Source organism: Roseovarius sp. 217, from assembly GCF_000152845.1.
Classification (GTDB): Bacteria; Pseudomonadota; Alphaproteobacteria; order Rhodobacterales; family Rhodobacteraceae; genus Roseovarius.
In genome coordinates, this window is sequence record NZ_CH902584.1 from 3,739,798 (window position 1) to 3,753,809 (window position 14,012).

The window sequence follows — 14,012 nt, forward strand, 5'->3', positions numbered from 1 at the left end:
CTATCTCGTGCGAGGGTCAAGACCGGGTCTTATGGTGAATGAATTCACATCCAGCAGGCAAAATCGTCCTGCACTCTGATCCTGAAAGACTTAAAAACCCCGCCCGTTTATCTCGGGCGGGGTTTTGCCGTGTGTTGGCAACGGGCTAGTTTTGGCCGCCGCCCATCACGGACAATCCACGTAGAATATCAATGGCATAGGCCAGTTGATAATCATCTTCGCGCAGTTTCGACGCCTGTTCGGCGCGGGCACGATCTTCTTCAATCTGCTTGATCTCATCCTCGGTTAGGCTGTCGTTGTTAAGACGTCCACGCAGATCCGCCTCAGAGCGGCCCGGCGGCGTGCTTGTCTCTTCCTCTTCCGTCTCCGGTGCGCGGCGGGGCTGTTCCACGAGGATATCCGGACTTACGCCGAGCGCCTGAATGGATCTGCCTGATGGCGTGTAATAGCGTGAGGTTGTCAAGCGCATCGCGCCATTGCCACGCAGCGGCATGACCGTCTGGACCGACCCTTTGCCAAAGCTTTTCGTGCCGACAACGATCGCGCGATGGTGGTCCTGCAGCGCCCCTGCAACGATTTCTGAGGCACTGGCTGAACCGCCATTGATCAACACTACGATGGGTTTGCCATTGGCAAGATCGCCCGGCGTGGCGTTGAACCGCTCGCCATCCTGTGGGTTACGTCCACGGGTGCTCACGATCTCGCCCTTGTCGAGGAAGGCATCGGAAACCTTGATCGCCTGAGTCAAAAGACCACCAGGATTGTTGCGCAGGTCAAGAATGATGCCGCTGACCTTGTCCGCGCCGCCCAGTTCCTCGACCTTTTCCGCCAGCCCGCTTTCAAGATTGGCATAGGTCTGATCGTTGAAGGTGGTCACACGCAGGACAACCGCATCCTGTTCTGCCCGGGCGCGTACCGCCGTAAGCTTGATCGTGTCACGGATGATTGAGACATCAAAGGGCTCTGGAGTTTCTTCGCGTACGACGGTGATGATGATCTCGCTGCCCACTGGGCCACGCATCAGATCCACCGCCTCGTCCAACGTAAGACCCAGCACGCTCGCGCCATCAACATGGGTGATGAAATCACCCGCCTCAATCCCCGCTTGATCCGCCGGAGTGCCATCCATCGGCGAGACGACTTTGACGAAACCGTCCTCTTGCGTGACTTCGATGCCAAGACCACCAAATTCGCCGCGCGTCTGTACCTGCATGTTCTCAGCGTCATCAGGCGAGAGGTAGCTGGAATGTGGGTCGAGCGACGTCAGCATTCCGTTGATCGCCGCCTCAATCAGATCCTTTGTCTCAACCTCTTCGACATATTGCGCGCGGATACGTTCGAAAATATCTCCAAAGAGATCAAGCTGTTCGTAGACGTTTTCTGTCGTTTCGGCCTCCTGCGCCAGCAGCGGTGCGGCCACCTGCGTCGTCACCACCGCGCCGGTCAGAATGCCAACGGAGGCAGCCATCAGGAATCTTTTCATATCTCAACCATCCTTATCGGTCTTGAACCACGTGAGCGGGTCCACTGGAGAATTGTCTTGCCGGACCTCTATATAGAGCGTTTGTGTTCGTCTGGCACCCGTATCCTGCGCATCGGCGGCAAGCAGCAGATCGCCCTCGGTCCCCGCTCCGCCCATCAGGCCGACCGGGCTTCCATCCGGCAGGACTTGCCCTGCCTGACCATAAACAACATCGAGACCTGCAAACACCAGCAAAATTCCGGCCTGCGGCTCCAGAATGATCACATTTCCGTAGTCGAGCAAGGGGCCGCGATACCGCACTGTGGCCGCACTTGGAGCGGTCACAAGCGCGCGTGGGCGGGTGGCCAGCAGGATGCCGGGTCGCACGACCCCTGCGGCATCGGCTTCGCCTGCGCGGTGCAGGATGATCCCCTCGGCGGGCAGTGGCAGGGAGCCCTTGCGTGCCGTGATATCAGGCAGGCTGCCCACGGCCTCGTCAACCGCTATCTGACTGAGACCACTGGCAAATCCCTCGAGGGTTTCGGTCGATGCAATCAGCAACGCCGTCCGAACCGGGTCTTCGGTGAAGCGGCGTGGCAGATCTGTGCGTTCCGCCATGGCGGTGCTGAGCGCTGTGCGCGCCTCTTGCACACCCTCGAGACCCTCTTGTAACGTGTCGGCGGCACTTTGTTGCAATATGCGCAGCACACTCAGTTCCTGAACCTGATCGCGCAACGCGAGGGCTTGGGAGTCAAGAGCTGGCGCGACTTCGGACAGGATCATCCCCGCGCGCGCCGTACCCACCGGACCTGAGGGGTGCATCAGGAGCACCGGCACCGGGGCATTTCCCATCGTCGAGAGCACGCCGAGTAGCTGAGCGATCTCATCCTCACGGGCTTGCAATTCAGCGCCAAGGGCACGCTCGCGCACGGAAGCCCGGCGCAGCCCGTCGCGCATCGCTTCGAGCCCGTCCTCGTAGGCTTTGATCACCTGTGTCAGCGCTTTGACGCGGTTTTGCGCGCCCTCAGCGTCCGCAAGAGCCTCTGCGGCGCGATTGAGCTGTTCTGCGGCTGACCGCGCCGCTGCGGCGGGGTCCTGTGCCGCAGTCGGCACAGCCAAGCTGCAGAGCAGGAACAGACCAAGCGCAGTCGAAAAGCGCCTCATGTCAAAAGTGTCTCCCCGGTCATTTCCTCAGGCTTTTCAAGGCACATAAGTTCGAGAACCGTGGGGGCCAGATCGGCAAGCCGCCCACCTTGCCGTAAAGTTGCATTCTTGGGTCCGCCCACCAGAATGACCGGCACGGGATTGAGGGTATGGGCCGTATGGGGCCCGCCGGTTTCGGGATCGACCATCACCTCGCAATTGCCGTGATCGGCCGTGACGATCAACGTGCCCCCGACCTCATTGAGCGCCTCAATCGCGCGGCCCAAGCCCTTGTCCACGGCTTCACAGGCGGCCATTGCGGCTTTGAGATCGCCGGTGTGGCCGACCATATCGGGGTTGGCATAGTTGACGACGATCAGATCGTAGCGTCCTCGGATCGCCGCGACGAGTCGGGTCGTGACTTCTTCGGCGGACATTTCGGGTTTGAGATCGTAAGTCGCGACGTTTGGCGAAGGCGCCATATAGCGGTCTTCGCCGGGTTCGGGATGTTCCTTGCCGCCGTTCAGAAAGAAGGTAACATGCGGATATTTCTCGGTTTCTGCCAAGTGAAACTGGCGCAGCCCGCTCTGCGCTACCCACTCTGCAAGAGTGTTGACGATGTCGCGCGATGGAAAGACGGTTTCGAACCACGCGTTGTGCGTCTCGGAATATTCCACCATCCCCAGAAGGGCCGCCCAGTTCGGGCGGGCGCCACGCTCAAAGGCAGAAAACTCTGGATCAGCAATAGCTTGGAGGATTTCCCTCGCACGATCTGCACGGAAGTTAAGGCAGAAGAGACCGTCGCCGTCGCGGGCGCCGAGATACTCGCCGATCACCGTGGCGGAGATGAATTCGTCCGTCTCAAAGCGGGCGTAGGCGTTGCTGATCGCCATGCGCGGATCGGCGCAGCGGAGACCTCGACCCAAGACGATGGCCTCATAGGCTTCTTGCACGCGGGACCAGCGATTGTCGCGGTCCAGTGCAAAATAGCGCCCGGTCACCGTAGCAATTGTGACCTCCAATGGCATGATTTCACGTAGTTTTTCAAGTTGAACCCGTGCCGACTTTGGGGCCACGTCGCGGCCATCAGTGAGCGCATGCAAGAGCACCGGAACACCTGCGTCGGTCAGGGCTTTGGCCGCTGCGGCGATGTGATTGATATGACCGTGAACTCCGCCATCCGACATCAATCCGAGCAAATGCGCGCGCCCGCCGGTCGACTTCATTTTCTGAATAAAGGCTTGTAACTGTTTGTTTTCAAAGAACGATTTATCTTCTATCGCCAAGTCGATCTGGCCTAGATCCATGGCCACCACCCGGCCCGCGCCGATATTGGTGTGACCAACCTCTGAATTGCCCATCTGGCCGCGCGGCAAACCGACGTCCGGCCCGTGTGTGATCAGGGTCGCATGCGGGCATGAGGCCATAAGCCTATCAAAAACAGGGGTTTTTGCCAGATGCGGGGCATTGGCATCGGGGCAATCGCTGAGCCCCCAGCCATCGAGGATACACAGAACGACGGGTTTGGGCATACTCTCTCCAAGCGTGGTGTTGCCGCCTTCTAGCCTGTTGGGACCGCAGGGTGAAGCGGCTTTGCGGCCCTGTGTCTGTGTGTACAGGATGTCCGTTGTGTACGCGGGTTTTGTACACATCCGGCAGCCCGCGTTCCACGAGGCAAAAGCGCGCCATGCCCGCCGCGCTAACCTGATGTTAACCTGACCCCATCAAGCTGGCACCATGACAGCGATTCTCCTCTTCTGGATTTGCGGCGTCTTGATGCTGATGTCGGTCCACCCGGCAAAGGGTGGCTGCGCTTATGCGGCCCGGTCCCGGTCTGACCTTGACCGCCGGGATCGCGACGCAATCGTGCCTGAAGATGTCGCCGCCTGTCCGGCCATGACCCTCGCATGGTTTACCAAGGCGGAACGGGCCATCGTCTGGCAAGGCTTTGCAGCGCGGAGACCTTGCGGATTGTGCGGAATTCCGCTTGAACGGGCCTGCGAACAAGGAAAGGCGCCCGATGACAAGCTGGATCACCATCTGCGACACCTGCAAGCGCGAGGATTGGGACGCCACCACAGATGCGCGCCCGCATGGCGAAGATCTGGCCGAACTGATCGAACGCGCCGCACAGGGGCGCGCGGATATTCGCACACGGCGGGTTTCCTGCCTGATGGGCTGTGGGCAAGGGTGCAATGTGGCCATCCAAGGCGCGGGCAAACTGGCCTATACGCTGGGCAATTTCCCCCCTGACGCCGAGGCGGCGGAGGCGATTGTGACCTATGCCGGCCTGCATGCCGAGAGCAGCACCGGCCAAGTGCGCTACAAACAATGGCCGCAGGGCGTGAAAGGGCATTTCGTGACCCGCCACCCGCCCTTGCCCTCTGAGCCCGAGACATGACGTCCTTGGGTCGGGATCATGGGGGCCGGGACCATGTGGGCCGGGATCATGGCGGGGGGATTGATGCGGCTCTGGCGCAATACGGCGGGACGCGGGCGGAGTGGCTCGACCTGTCGACCGGGATCAATCCCCTGCCCTATCCGGTGGGTGAGGTATCCTCGGAGGCTTGGAGCGCCCTGCCCGACCGCAGCGCGCAAGAGGCGCTGATCCGCGCCGCGCGCGACTTTTGGCAGGTGCCGGACGGGGTATCGGTGTTGGCCGCCCCCGGCGCCTCGGCGCTGATCGCGCGGTTGCCGGGGCTGCACGCGCCGGGTGTGGTGCATATTCCCGGCCCCACCTATAATGAACATGCCGCCAGTTTTCGCGCCCATGGGTGGCAGGTGATCGAGGAGCGCCACACCGAGGAACCCGTGCAGGCGCGGGTGATCGTGCATCCGAACAATCCGACAGGACAGTTTTACGGGACGGAGGATCTGGGTGCCGCCCTGACCGTGATCGACGAGAGCTTCTGTGATGTGGCCCCGGAGCGGTCGCTGCTGCGCCATGCGACGGTGCCGGGGGTGATCGTGCTCAAGAGTTTTGGCAAGTTCTGGGGCTTGGCTGGTCTGCGGCTCGGCTTTGCCATCGGGACGCCGGGGGATCTGGAGCGTTTGGCAGAGATGCAGGGACCTTGGGCGGTCTCCGGTCCGGCGCTGGAGATCGGGACGCGGGCGCTCTGCGATTCAGCTTGGGCGCGCGAGACGCGGGTGCGGCTGAATGAAGAGGCGGCGCGTCTTGATGCCTTGATGTGGCGCGCGGGGGCCGAAGCGGTGGGCGGCTGTGCCCTGTTTCGGCTCTACCGGGTGAGGTCGGCGGCGCAGTGGCAGACCCGGCTGGCGGAGCGGCGGATTCTGGGCCGGGTGTTTCCCTATGCGGAGGATCTGATTCGGCTGGGCCTGCCAGGGCCGGATGGCTGGGCGCGGCTTGAGGCCGCGCTGTGACGCTTGTGCTGGCCATGCTGCTTGATGCGGCCTTGGGGGAGCCGCGCTTGCTCTGGGACAGGGTGCCGCATCCGGCGGTTTTGATGGGGCGGGCGGTGGGCTGGTGCGACCGGGTGCTCAATCGCGGGGCGCTGCGGCGCGCGCGCGGCGTGGCGGCGATGGCCGGCCTCGGACTGCTGGCTCTCGGACTGGGCTGGGCCCTTACGCAAGCGGGTCCGGTGGTGGAGGTCATCGTCGCTGCGATCGTGCTGGCGCAACGGTCGCTGGTGGATCATGTCGCCGCGGTGGCCCGCGATCTGCGGATCTCCTTGGGGGACGGACGCCGCGCGGTGGCGCAGATCGTGGGGCGCGATACCGGCGCAATGGAGGCGTCCGATGTGGCGCGCGGAGCCATCGAATCAGCGGCGGAAAATCTGAGCGACGGGGTCATTGCCCCGGCATTCTGGTTTCTCATCGGGGGGCTGCCGGGGCTCTTGCTCTACAAGATCACCAACACCGCTGACAGTATGATCGGGTATCGGACGCCACGGCATGAGGCGTTCGGCTGGGCGGCGGCGCGGTTTGACGATCTGCTCAATCTGGTTCCCGCGCGGCTGACGGCGGGGCTCATTCTTGCGACGCATGGGATCTGGTCGCAGTGGGATCAGGTCGCGCAGGAGGCGCGGCACCACCGTTCGCCCAATGCCGGTTGGCCAGAGGCGGCGATGGCGCGGGCCCTAGGCGTGGCCCTGTCCGGCCCGCGCTCTTATCACGGCGCGCGGCAGGAGTTTCCCTATGTCAATGCGGACGGACAGCGCGACATCGGGGCCGTCGAGATCGAGGCCTCCTGCCGTGCGCTCTGGCGGACATGGGGCGCTGCGGTGGTGGTGGCGGGCGCGCTGGCCCTGGCGATCTAGACGGTCAACCAATCAGCATCTTGAGCCCTTGGGTCACGTCAGAGCGCACCGCGAGACGCAGGCTGGGCTCGTCCCCCGCCTTGAGCGCGGCGATGATGAGGCGGTGATAATGCGGCGGATCCTTGCGTCGCAGACGGCCATAGAGGGCGCGCATGGTGGGGCCAAGCTGAAGCCAGACTGTTTCGGCCATAGCCAGCATGGCCGGCGCTTGGGCGCGCAGATAGAGCGTGCGGTGAAATTCAAGATTGCGGCGGATATAGGCCACCGCGTCCTGACGGGCGATATCCTCGGACACGCGGGCGTTGATGCTCTGGAGGCGGTCGATGAGCGCGATATGGGCGCGTGGCAAGGCGCGGCTGGCCAGCTCCACCTCGATCAGAGAGCGCAGGGCGGCCAATTCTTCGATCCGCTCGCTGTTGAGTTCCGGTGTGGACACGCGACCCGAGCTAGACATCGTGAGCGCCCCCTCGGCGGAGAGGCGGCGCACGGCCTCGCGCGCCGGGGTCATGGAGACGCCGAATTCGGCACCAATGCCGCGCAGGGTCAGGGCCTGACCGGGGGCGATCTCGCCATGCATGATGCGCGAGCGCAGGCCGCGATAGACGCGGTCATGGGCCGAGGGAGAGGGATCGGGGCGCGGTGGGAGCAACATAGCGCTATGTGATCACAAATCGCGCGTCGGTCAATCGCTGAAACGATAGCGATGCAGCGCGCTGCCTTCGCGGCGCAGCCAGCCGCGCGGGGTTTCATAGTCGGGCATGAGGCGCGCGACCTCGGACCAGAACGCGGCCGAGTGATTCATCTGCGCCAGATGCGCCACTTCATGGGCGGCCACATACTCTAGAACCTTGGGCGGGGCCAGGATCAGGCGCCAGGAATAGCTGAGCGCGCCGGTGGAGGAGCACGACCCCCAGCGCGAGCGCGTGTCGCGCAGGGTGAGGCGGGTGTAGCGCCGCCCCAAGAGGCCCGCGTAATGATCCGAGGCCGCCGCAAGCCGGTCGCGGGCGCGCGCCTTGAGCCAGCCTTCGAGACGCGCGGCGACGGTATCAGCCGGGCCGGGCACGCAGATCTGCGCCGCCGCGCACGTCACCCGCCGCCCGGTGCCGGGCACGATGAGCAAAGTCTCGCCTTCGACGGGAAGATCGGAGCCAAGCCCCACGACCCTGTGATCGGGCCGCTCGGACAGGTGGCTGCGCAGCCAATCCGCCCGTGAGCGGGCAAAGGCCAGTGCCTCGGCCTCGGTCACGCCGCGCGGAATCGTCAACGTGACCCGCCCGTCGAGACCCGATACGCGCAGCGAAATCCGCCGCGCTCTTGGGCTGCGGCGCAGGCAGAGCTCAACAGGGGGGTTGCCCGCAAGCACGTGATGGCCCATATGACCTCCTGATTAGGGTCCGGGTGTCTCTGTCAAAGGCTTTGACAGCTGTTGAATGTTATGGCAGGGGACGCGGATCATCGACAAGTCCAGAGATTCAAAGGGGATCACCCATGCCCAAAGAAGAATGGGGCGTCAAGCGTATCTGCCCGACCACCGGCAAACGCTTTTACGACCTGAACAAGACCCCGATCGTCAGCCCCTACACGGGCGAGGTTGTGGAGCTGTCCACGAGCAAGACCCGCTCGATGACACCCGATGCCGAGGATGCGGAAACGAAGAAGCTGAAGTCCGGGAGCGTCATTGATGATGATGGCGATCTGCTGGATGATGATGACGTCGATGTCGAGTTGGATGATGATCTGCTCGAGGATGACGAGGACGAGGATGTGTCGCTTGACGACATCGCCGATGTGGCCTCGGACGACAACGATCTTTAATGATCCTGGGGCGGGATTTTCCACTTGATCCCGCCCGCCGCTTTGCTTAGAGAGCGGCGCACGGCCTGAGGGCCATACGGAATTGGGGCCTTAGCTCAGCTGGGAGAGCGCTTGCATGGCATGCAAGAGGTCAGGGGTTCGATCCCCCTAGGCTCCACCAATTCCGCAACTCCACACTTTTTTCTGCACATAAGTCAGCGGGCGACACAGGCGCGCGGGCGGTTCTTTGCCAATTGCGTTTCATCCTGCGATAAACGCTCTCGTCAAACGCGTCTGGGGCGAGCCGCTGAAATACAGTCCACGAAAGACGTGGAATTGCGGGAAATTCGGCGGGAGAATCCCTTGACGCGCCTGCGGTTTGGGCCTAAAGACCCCAAACGGAATTCGGGGCGCTGCCTGTGGTGGTGCCCGTTTGTGTTAAGAAGGGCCAGCACGCGCCCTCAGCAAGAACGAGGATGACCCCATGTCGCGCCGCTGTGAACTGACTGGAAAAGGCCCGATGGTTGGCAACAACTCCAGCCATGCCAATAACAAGACACGTCGTCGGTATCTGCCGAACCTGAACGACGTGACCCTGCAATCCGAGACCCTGAATCGCGGCATCAAGCTGCGGATCTCGGCGCATGCCCTGCGCAGCGTCGATCATCGTGGTGGTCTGGATGCATTTCTGGCCAAGGCCAAGGACGACGAGCTGTCGGCCACCGCGCTGAAGGTCAAGAAAGAGATTGCAAAGGCACAGGCCGTCGTCGCCTGAGGCCTGTGATCTAGAAGACTGGCGTGCAGCCCTGCCCAATGTGGCGGGGCTGTTTGCGTTTGTCGCTTGCCGAGCGTGACGGTGCGGGCCTATATCTCGGTCCCATGAGACAGCATCGCCCGATAATGGCCTTGGGCCTTTGCCTGCTTCTGGCACTGACGAGCCAGAGCCTTGCCGTGGCGCGCGGGGCCGCACAGCCCGTGGGCGAGATCGTGCTCTGCACCGGAACTGGTCCTGTGACGGTCACAGTGGATGGTGAGGGCCAGCCCGTCGTCACACCGCATCTCTGCCCGGATTGCCTGCCGGGGTTTGCCGTGGTTCTGGAGGCGCGCCCTGTCCTGACGGAGTGGCACGCGCCCGCGCGGCGTCTTTCGCTCACGACGGTCATCTCGGATGTGGTGACACGCAGCCTGCCTGCGGGCGTCGCACGGGCACCGCCCTTGGCGGTCTGACCCCCACGCCACTACTGACACACAGACCTGAAAGGAGCGACTGATGTCTCTCACATCCAAGCTATTCGCGGCGCTTGCCGCAACCGCCCTTGCCGCGCCCGCTCTGGCGCAGGAAATTCACGTGCTTGACACCTATGCCCGCAGCGCCAGCCCGACGGCCAAGACCGGCGCGGCCTTTATGCTGATCGAGAATATCGGCGATGCCGATGATCGTTTGATCGGCGCTGCCTCTCCCGCCGCACAGAAGGTGGAGTTGCACACCCATATCGAAGAGGGTGGCGTGATGAAGATGGTGCATGTCGAGGAAGGCTTTGCGGTGCCAGCCGGAGAGATGCTGGTGTTGCAGCGTGGTGGGGCGCATGTGATGATGATGGGTCTGACGGAGAGTTTCGAGCAGGGCATGATCGTGCCGCTGACGCTGGTCTTTGAAAAGTCCGGAGAGATCGTGGTTGATGTGCCTGTCGATTTGACGCGCAAGCCGGAAGACGGTCATGGCAAAGGCCATGGGACCGGGAACTGAGCCACGACAACCTGAGTGAGCGTCAAGGGTGAGTGGGCGCAGAGGGGCCTGTTGCTGACGTTGGCCTCAAGCGCTTATGCGCGGAATCAAGCCCGAAGGGCGCCGCGCGATCGCTGGGCCGTCCCGCGGCCTAGCGATTTTGAGATGTAGTGCATCTCTTTGAAGTCATACGGAGTTTGCTTGCATTAAGGGGCAGTTGCCGCCGTTGCATCGCTAGTCCCCGGCCCAGCGACCGCGCGGCTTACCGCATGGGGACATCGTCAGCAACACGCCGAGACTGACCAGAGAAGTCCCATGCGCGCCGGGACACTCTCGCGGATCAGCCCACCGCGCGACCGGCGACCTTGTCGAGATGGGAGCGCAATTGCTCGGCCTCGTAGCGGGCCTCGCGCAGACCGTCCATTGTGGCGGCCAATTCGGCCTCGGTCTGGCTGATCTGGTTGGTCAGCTCCGCCTCGCGCTGTTGCAGATAGGTGATCGCCTGATCGCGGGTTTCTTCAGCCTCGTGAAGTTCCTGCGCCATGCGTTCGAGTTCGCCGACATCAGACCCCGGCACACGGATGAAGCGATGCACCAGCCAATTGGCGAACCAGCCCATGCAAAACGCCACAAAGAGGACGATGGCGGTCGCGATGATAAATTCGGTTCTGTTCATTCGGTGGGTTGGTCCTGCGTGGTCTCTTCGGCCTCAGTCCCTTCTTCCCCCGGTTCTTCGAGGCTTTCAAGCGCTGTTTGCTCATCTGGCACCGGCTCGGGCCGGATCAGGCGGAATTCGATGCGCCGGTTGGTCTCGCGGCCCGCTTCGGTCTCATTGTCGGCGATGGGGGTGCTCTCGCCGTAGCCCTTGGCGTCGATCGACGAGGTGAGCACCCGGCGCAGGCGCAATTCATCCAGCACGGCGCGGGCGCGGGCGAGGCTGAGCTGCTCGTTCATTTCTTCGCGGCCCTGGCTGTCGGTATGGCCACCGATCACCATGGGAATTTCGCCGCAGTCTTTGAGGATGTCGGCGATGTCATCCATGATCGCGGCACCCTGCGCGTCGATGGTGGCCGATCCCGGTTCGAAGTTGATCTTGCGGGTGGATTGGATCTCGGCGATCTGCGCCTCGCATTCGTCTGGCGTTGGCAGGCCTGCCACCGGATCGAGCGCCTTTTTATAGGTCACGTCGATCGAGTATTTCTCGGCTCCGCCCAATTTGTCCGAGAGGAACTGGGCGATTTCGGCGCTGGCGCTTTTGCGGCCTGTGTTGCCTTGGACGCTGAGATTGTCGGGGGTGACAGTGACGACCCCGTTGGACAGATAAGACAGCACCTCGAGCCCGGTCAAAACGCGGATGGACCAGTCGCGCGGCAGGCCCTCGGCGACGCGGGCGGTCAGATGCACCGCATTGGACGAAAACCGCGCCTTGGCAAAGCTGCGCACGGTTTCGCGGCTGGTTTCGCTGCCGACGCGGCCACGAATCAGCACTTGGCCTTCGGGCGAGAGCGTGGCCACAAATTCAGGCGCGACGGGTTCTGCGGTATCGGGGGGCGGCGGCAGGGTCGCGGTCAGGGCGAAGACATCGGGCAGATCGGCCTCGAGCTTGCCTGCGACATCGTCAAAGTCGCTTTGCGGGGTGCCTTCGGGGGCGAGAAGGGCGACATCGGCATCCGAGAAGGTGATCGAGCCACCGCCGAGGTCGGCGAGGGCCGCAATCGCCAGTTCGGCGGCACGTGCCCATTGTGGCGAGGGCACGCCCATGCCAACCACACAATCGGTCCGCTTTTGCATGCCCGCCTTGCCGGCCGCGCGCAGGATACGGTCGCGCGCCTCGTCGGTATCGGCGGAGCAGGCATCGAACCGCGCGCCTGTCCCGTCGATCACGAAGCGCAGGGTAAAGGGCGTGATCACCGGTCGGGGCGCCGAGATGGCGAGCGCAAGGCGCACATCGTCCGGGGCGCTGCGGGCCAGCTCTGTCTCGATCTGGCGCTGCGCCTCGGGGCTGTCGACCATGGCCGTGATCTCAACGCGCTCAGCGCTCACCGAGATTTTGGTCCGGGGCAGTTTGCCCAGCGAGCGCACGGCAAAGCGCAGCGCATCGGGCCAGGTTTCGGGATAGGGATAATCGGCGGCGTCCAGCAGGTCGGCCACAGGCACGTCATTGGTCGCAGAGGCGATATCCGCCAGAAGTTTGTCGCGGTCCGTGGCGGCGGGGACGAGGCCAATCAGAGAGATGCCGCTGTCATTCCGCAGGATTTCGATGGCAAAGCGCGGCGGCGCGATATCGGCCGCATCCTGCACCAGCATCTGGTCGATCACCCGCGCGGCATCGACCACGGTGCCCGCGAGCGAAAGCGCCTTGAAGCGGGTCGCCTCGGAGGGGGCGGTGCCCGCGAGGAAAAGCTGGAGTCCGTCGCTGTCGACATCGGCCCAGACAAGACCCGCGCGGTCGAGCGTGTCACGCACGGCACGGCGCGAGCTATCCTCGATGGCGCTGACGGCAAAGCCAGCGGCGACGACCGCAAGCACCGCTGCGCCGGCAAAAGTTCCTGCGATCGTGAAGGCGGATGATAAACGCATCGGGCAATGGCCAATTTATGAGTGCTGCCCACGTCTTTAGGCGTGCGGCGGGGTGAGTTCAATCACAGCAAACAGGCAACGGCAAAAAACGGCACAGGCAAGAGGCCTGCGTCACGGTTCGAGCGAAAGAGTTGAAGCAACCGCGCGGTATCGTCAAGACGCAAGTGGCGCATCTGGCGCTGCATATGCCAACCCATCGCCCAAGGGCCGCAGAGCGCCAGAAGGAGTGCGGTCAGCCGCGCGTCAGGCACCGCAAGAATGACCGCCACGGCCATCAACGACACTGTCGCCACCAGAAACCAGCGCAGCCAGCGGGGCGAGTTGTCACCAAAGAGCCGCGCGGTGGATTTCACGCCGATCAGCGCATCGTCCTCGGCGTCTTGGTGGGCATAGATCGTGTCATAAAAGAGCGTCCAGGCGATGCCCGCGAAATAGAGGATCACCGCCGGGGCCTCCAGCTGCCCGGTGTGGGCGGTCCAGGCGAGGAGCGCGCCCCAGTTGAAGGCAAGGCCGAGAAAGACCTGCGGCCACCATGTAAAGCGTTTGGCAAAGGGATAGACCGCCACCGGCAGGAGCGACAGCACGCCCAGGGCAACCGCGGCGGTGTTGAAGGTCAGGAGGATGGCAAAGGCGATCAGCGCCTGAGTCGCCATCCAGATCAGCGCGCCACGCACCGTGACCTGACCCGAGGGAATCGGGCGCGAGGCGGTGCGCGCCACGGACCCGTCGATATGCCGGTCGGTGATGTCATTCCAGGTGCAGCCCGCGCCGCGCATGAGAAAGGCCCCAAGCGCACAGCCTGTGAAGATCCAGAGATCATGCCAGCCCGCCTGCCCGTCCGAGAGCATGGCCAGTGTCAGCCCCCACCAGCAGGGCAAGAGCAGGAGCCATGTGCCGATGGGCCGGTCCGCGCGCGCCAGCCGCAGATAGGGGCGTGTGGCGGCAGGGGCGAGACGGTCCACCCAATTGCCAGCATAGGCATCGGCCACCTGCCCCGTGGCCTCTGGCGTCTGGTTCTTTGCGGTCATAT

The 14,012-nt window shown here is 63.4% G+C and carries 15 protein-coding genes and 1 tRNA gene; 8 read left to right on the plus strand and 8 right to left on the minus strand.

The features are described from left to right. Positions 1-145: 145 nt before the first annotated feature. The 3 genes from ROS217_RS17940 to gpmI are packed head-to-tail and all read right to left on the minus strand — an operon-like array spanning position 146 to position 4,137. Positions 146-1,483 carry a S41 family peptidase gene (locus ROS217_RS17940; protein WP_009819216.1) on the minus strand — a complete coding sequence of 446 codons (1,338 nt, stop codon included), beginning with the start codon at positions 1,481-1,483 and terminating at the stop codon, positions 146-148. A gap of 3 nt (positions 1,484-1,486) precedes the next feature. Then, positions 1,487-2,626: a murein hydrolase activator EnvC family protein gene (locus ROS217_RS17945; protein ID WP_009819217.1), complete on the minus strand. Its 1,140-nt coding sequence runs from the start codon at positions 2,624-2,626 to the stop codon at positions 1,487-1,489. Then, positions 2,623-4,137, minus strand: a complete 1,515-nt coding sequence (gene gpmI, locus ROS217_RS17950; RefSeq protein WP_009819218.1) for a 2,3-bisphosphoglycerate-independent phosphoglycerate mutase — start codon at positions 4,135-4,137, stop codon at positions 2,623-2,625. Before gpmI ends, ROS217_RS17945 begins: the two co-directional genes overlap by 4 nt. A 488-nt stretch (positions 4,138-4,625) precedes the next feature. On the opposite strand from gpmI, the gene ROS217_RS17955 reads away from it, so the two are divergent. From ROS217_RS17955 to cbiB, 3 genes are read left to right on the plus strand one after another with little or no spacing between them, the layout of a single operon-like run. Then, positions 4,626-5,006 (plus strand): DUF1636 family protein, encoded by a 381-nt coding sequence (locus ROS217_RS17955; protein WP_040650727.1) that lies wholly within the window; start codon positions 4,626-4,628, stop codon positions 5,004-5,006. After that, the gene (gene cobD, locus ROS217_RS17960; RefSeq protein ID WP_009819220.1) at positions 5,003-5,986 is read left to right on the plus strand and encodes a threonine-phosphate decarboxylase CobD; all 984 of its coding nucleotides are present in this window, start codon (positions 5,003-5,005) and stop codon (positions 5,984-5,986) included. The genes ROS217_RS17955 and cobD overlap by 4 nt, the downstream gene beginning before the upstream one ends. 14 nt (positions 5,987-6,000) lie before the next feature. Then, positions 6,001-6,882: an adenosylcobinamide-phosphate synthase CbiB gene (gene cbiB, locus ROS217_RS17965; RefSeq protein WP_040651687.1), complete on the plus strand. Its 882-nt coding sequence runs from the start codon at positions 6,001-6,003 to the stop codon at positions 6,880-6,882. Positions 6,883-6,886: 4 nt separating this feature from the next. Here the strand turns inward: cbiB and ROS217_RS17970 are convergent, their stop codons facing one another. Both ROS217_RS17970 and ROS217_RS17975 read right to left on the minus strand, forming a co-directional pair. Then, positions 6,887-7,534 carry a GntR family transcriptional regulator gene (locus ROS217_RS17970; RefSeq protein WP_009819222.1) on the minus strand — a complete coding sequence of 216 codons (648 nt, stop codon included), beginning with the start codon at positions 7,532-7,534 and terminating at the stop codon, positions 6,887-6,889. A 30-nt stretch (positions 7,535-7,564) separates the two neighbouring features. Then, on the minus strand, positions 7,565-8,257 hold the full coding sequence (locus tag ROS217_RS17975; protein ID WP_009819223.1) for a M48 family metallopeptidase: 693 nt from the start codon (positions 8,255-8,257) through the stop codon (positions 7,565-7,567). A gap of 113 nt (positions 8,258-8,370) precedes the next feature. On the opposite strand from ROS217_RS17975, the gene ROS217_RS17980 reads away from it, so the two are divergent. The 5 genes from ROS217_RS17980 (at position 8,371) to ROS217_RS18000 (ending at position 10,423) form a co-directional block, all read left to right on the plus strand. Next, positions 8,371-8,697 (plus strand): TIGR02300 family protein, encoded by a 327-nt coding sequence (locus tag ROS217_RS17980; protein WP_009819224.1) that lies wholly within the window; start codon positions 8,371-8,373, stop codon positions 8,695-8,697. 84 nt (positions 8,698-8,781) lie between these two features. Continuing rightward, a tRNA-Ala gene (locus tag ROS217_RS17985) sits at positions 8,782-8,857 on the plus strand. A 303-nt stretch (positions 8,858-9,160) separates the two neighbouring features. Then, entirely contained in the window at positions 9,161-9,451 is a 291-nt protein-coding gene (gene rpmB / locus ROS217_RS17990) for a 50S ribosomal protein L28 (RefSeq protein ID WP_009819225.1), read from the plus strand. A 125-nt stretch (positions 9,452-9,576) separates the two neighbouring features. Then, on the plus strand, positions 9,577-9,903 hold the full coding sequence (locus tag ROS217_RS17995) for a hypothetical protein (RefSeq protein ID WP_009819226.1): 327 nt from the start codon (positions 9,577-9,579) through the stop codon (positions 9,901-9,903). Between the two features lie 43 nt (positions 9,904-9,946). Continuing rightward, on the plus strand, positions 9,947-10,423 hold the full coding sequence (locus tag ROS217_RS18000) for a copper chaperone PCu(A)C (protein WP_009819227.1): 477 nt from the start codon (positions 9,947-9,949) through the stop codon (positions 10,421-10,423). A gap of 319 nt (positions 10,424-10,742) precedes the next feature. Here the strand turns inward: ROS217_RS18000 and ROS217_RS18005 are convergent, their stop codons facing one another. From ROS217_RS18005 to ubiA, 3 genes are all read right to left on the minus strand, one after another. Continuing rightward, on the minus strand, positions 10,743-11,078 hold the full coding sequence (locus tag ROS217_RS18005; protein ID WP_009819228.1) for a hypothetical protein: 336 nt from the start codon (positions 11,076-11,078) through the stop codon (positions 10,743-10,745). Continuing rightward, positions 11,075-12,982, minus strand: a complete 1,908-nt coding sequence (locus ROS217_RS18010) for an OmpA family protein (protein ID WP_009819229.1) — start codon at positions 12,980-12,982, stop codon at positions 11,075-11,077. Before ROS217_RS18010 ends, ROS217_RS18005 begins: the two co-directional genes overlap by 4 nt. A 62-nt stretch (positions 12,983-13,044) precedes the next feature. Continuing rightward, positions 13,045-14,010 (minus strand): 4-hydroxybenzoate octaprenyltransferase, encoded by a 966-nt coding sequence (ubiA, locus tag ROS217_RS18015; RefSeq protein ID WP_009819230.1) that lies wholly within the window; start codon positions 14,008-14,010, stop codon positions 13,045-13,047. Positions 14,011-14,012: the final 2 nt, after the last annotated feature.

Excerpts from the sequence above, each read along its gene's own strand:
- cobD (WP_009819220.1), top strand. The coding sequence starts at position 5,003 with ATGACGTCCTTGGGTCGGGATCATGGGGGCCGGGACCATGTGGGCCGG.
- cbiB (WP_040651687.1), top strand. The coding sequence starts at position 6,001 with ATGCTGCTTGATGCGGCCTTGGGGGAGCCGCGCTTGCTCTGGGACAGG.
- ROS217_RS17945 (WP_009819217.1), bottom strand. The coding sequence starts at position 2,626 with ATGAGGCGCTTTTCGACTGCGCTTGGTCTGTTCCTGCTCTGCAGCTTG.
- ROS217_RS17940 (WP_009819216.1), bottom strand. The coding sequence starts at position 1,483 with ATGAAAAGATTCCTGATGGCTGCCTCCGTTGGCATTCTGACCGGCGCG.
- rpmB (WP_009819225.1), top strand. The coding sequence starts at position 9,161 with ATGTCGCGCCGCTGTGAACTGACTGGAAAAGGCCCGATGGTTGGCAAC.
- gpmI (WP_009819218.1), bottom strand. The coding sequence starts at position 4,137 with ATGCCCAAACCCGTCGTTCTGTGTATCCTCGATGGCTGGGGGCTCAGC.
- ROS217_RS17970 (WP_009819222.1), bottom strand. The coding sequence starts at position 7,534 with ATGTTGCTCCCACCGCGCCCCGATCCCTCTCCCTCGGCCCATGACCGC.
- ROS217_RS17995 (WP_009819226.1), top strand. The coding sequence starts at position 9,577 with ATGGCCTTGGGCCTTTGCCTGCTTCTGGCACTGACGAGCCAGAGCCTT.
- ubiA (WP_009819230.1), bottom strand. The coding sequence starts at position 14,010 with ATGACCGCAAAGAACCAGACGCCAGAGGCCACGGGGCAGGTGGCCGAT.
- ROS217_RS17980 (WP_009819224.1), top strand. The coding sequence starts at position 8,371 with ATGCCCAAAGAAGAATGGGGCGTCAAGCGTATCTGCCCGACCACCGGC.
- ROS217_RS17975 (WP_009819223.1), bottom strand. The coding sequence starts at position 8,257 with ATGGGCCATCACGTGCTTGCGGGCAACCCCCCTGTTGAGCTCTGCCTG.
- ROS217_RS18010 (WP_009819229.1), bottom strand. The coding sequence starts at position 12,982 with ATGCGTTTATCATCCGCCTTCACGATCGCAGGAACTTTTGCCGGCGCA.
- ROS217_RS17955 (WP_040650727.1), top strand. The coding sequence starts at position 4,626 with ATGACAAGCTGGATCACCATCTGCGACACCTGCAAGCGCGAGGATTGG.
- ROS217_RS18000 (WP_009819227.1), top strand. The coding sequence starts at position 9,947 with ATGTCTCTCACATCCAAGCTATTCGCGGCGCTTGCCGCAACCGCCCTT.
- ROS217_RS18005 (WP_009819228.1), bottom strand. The coding sequence starts at position 11,078 with ATGAACAGAACCGAATTTATCATCGCGACCGCCATCGTCCTCTTTGTG.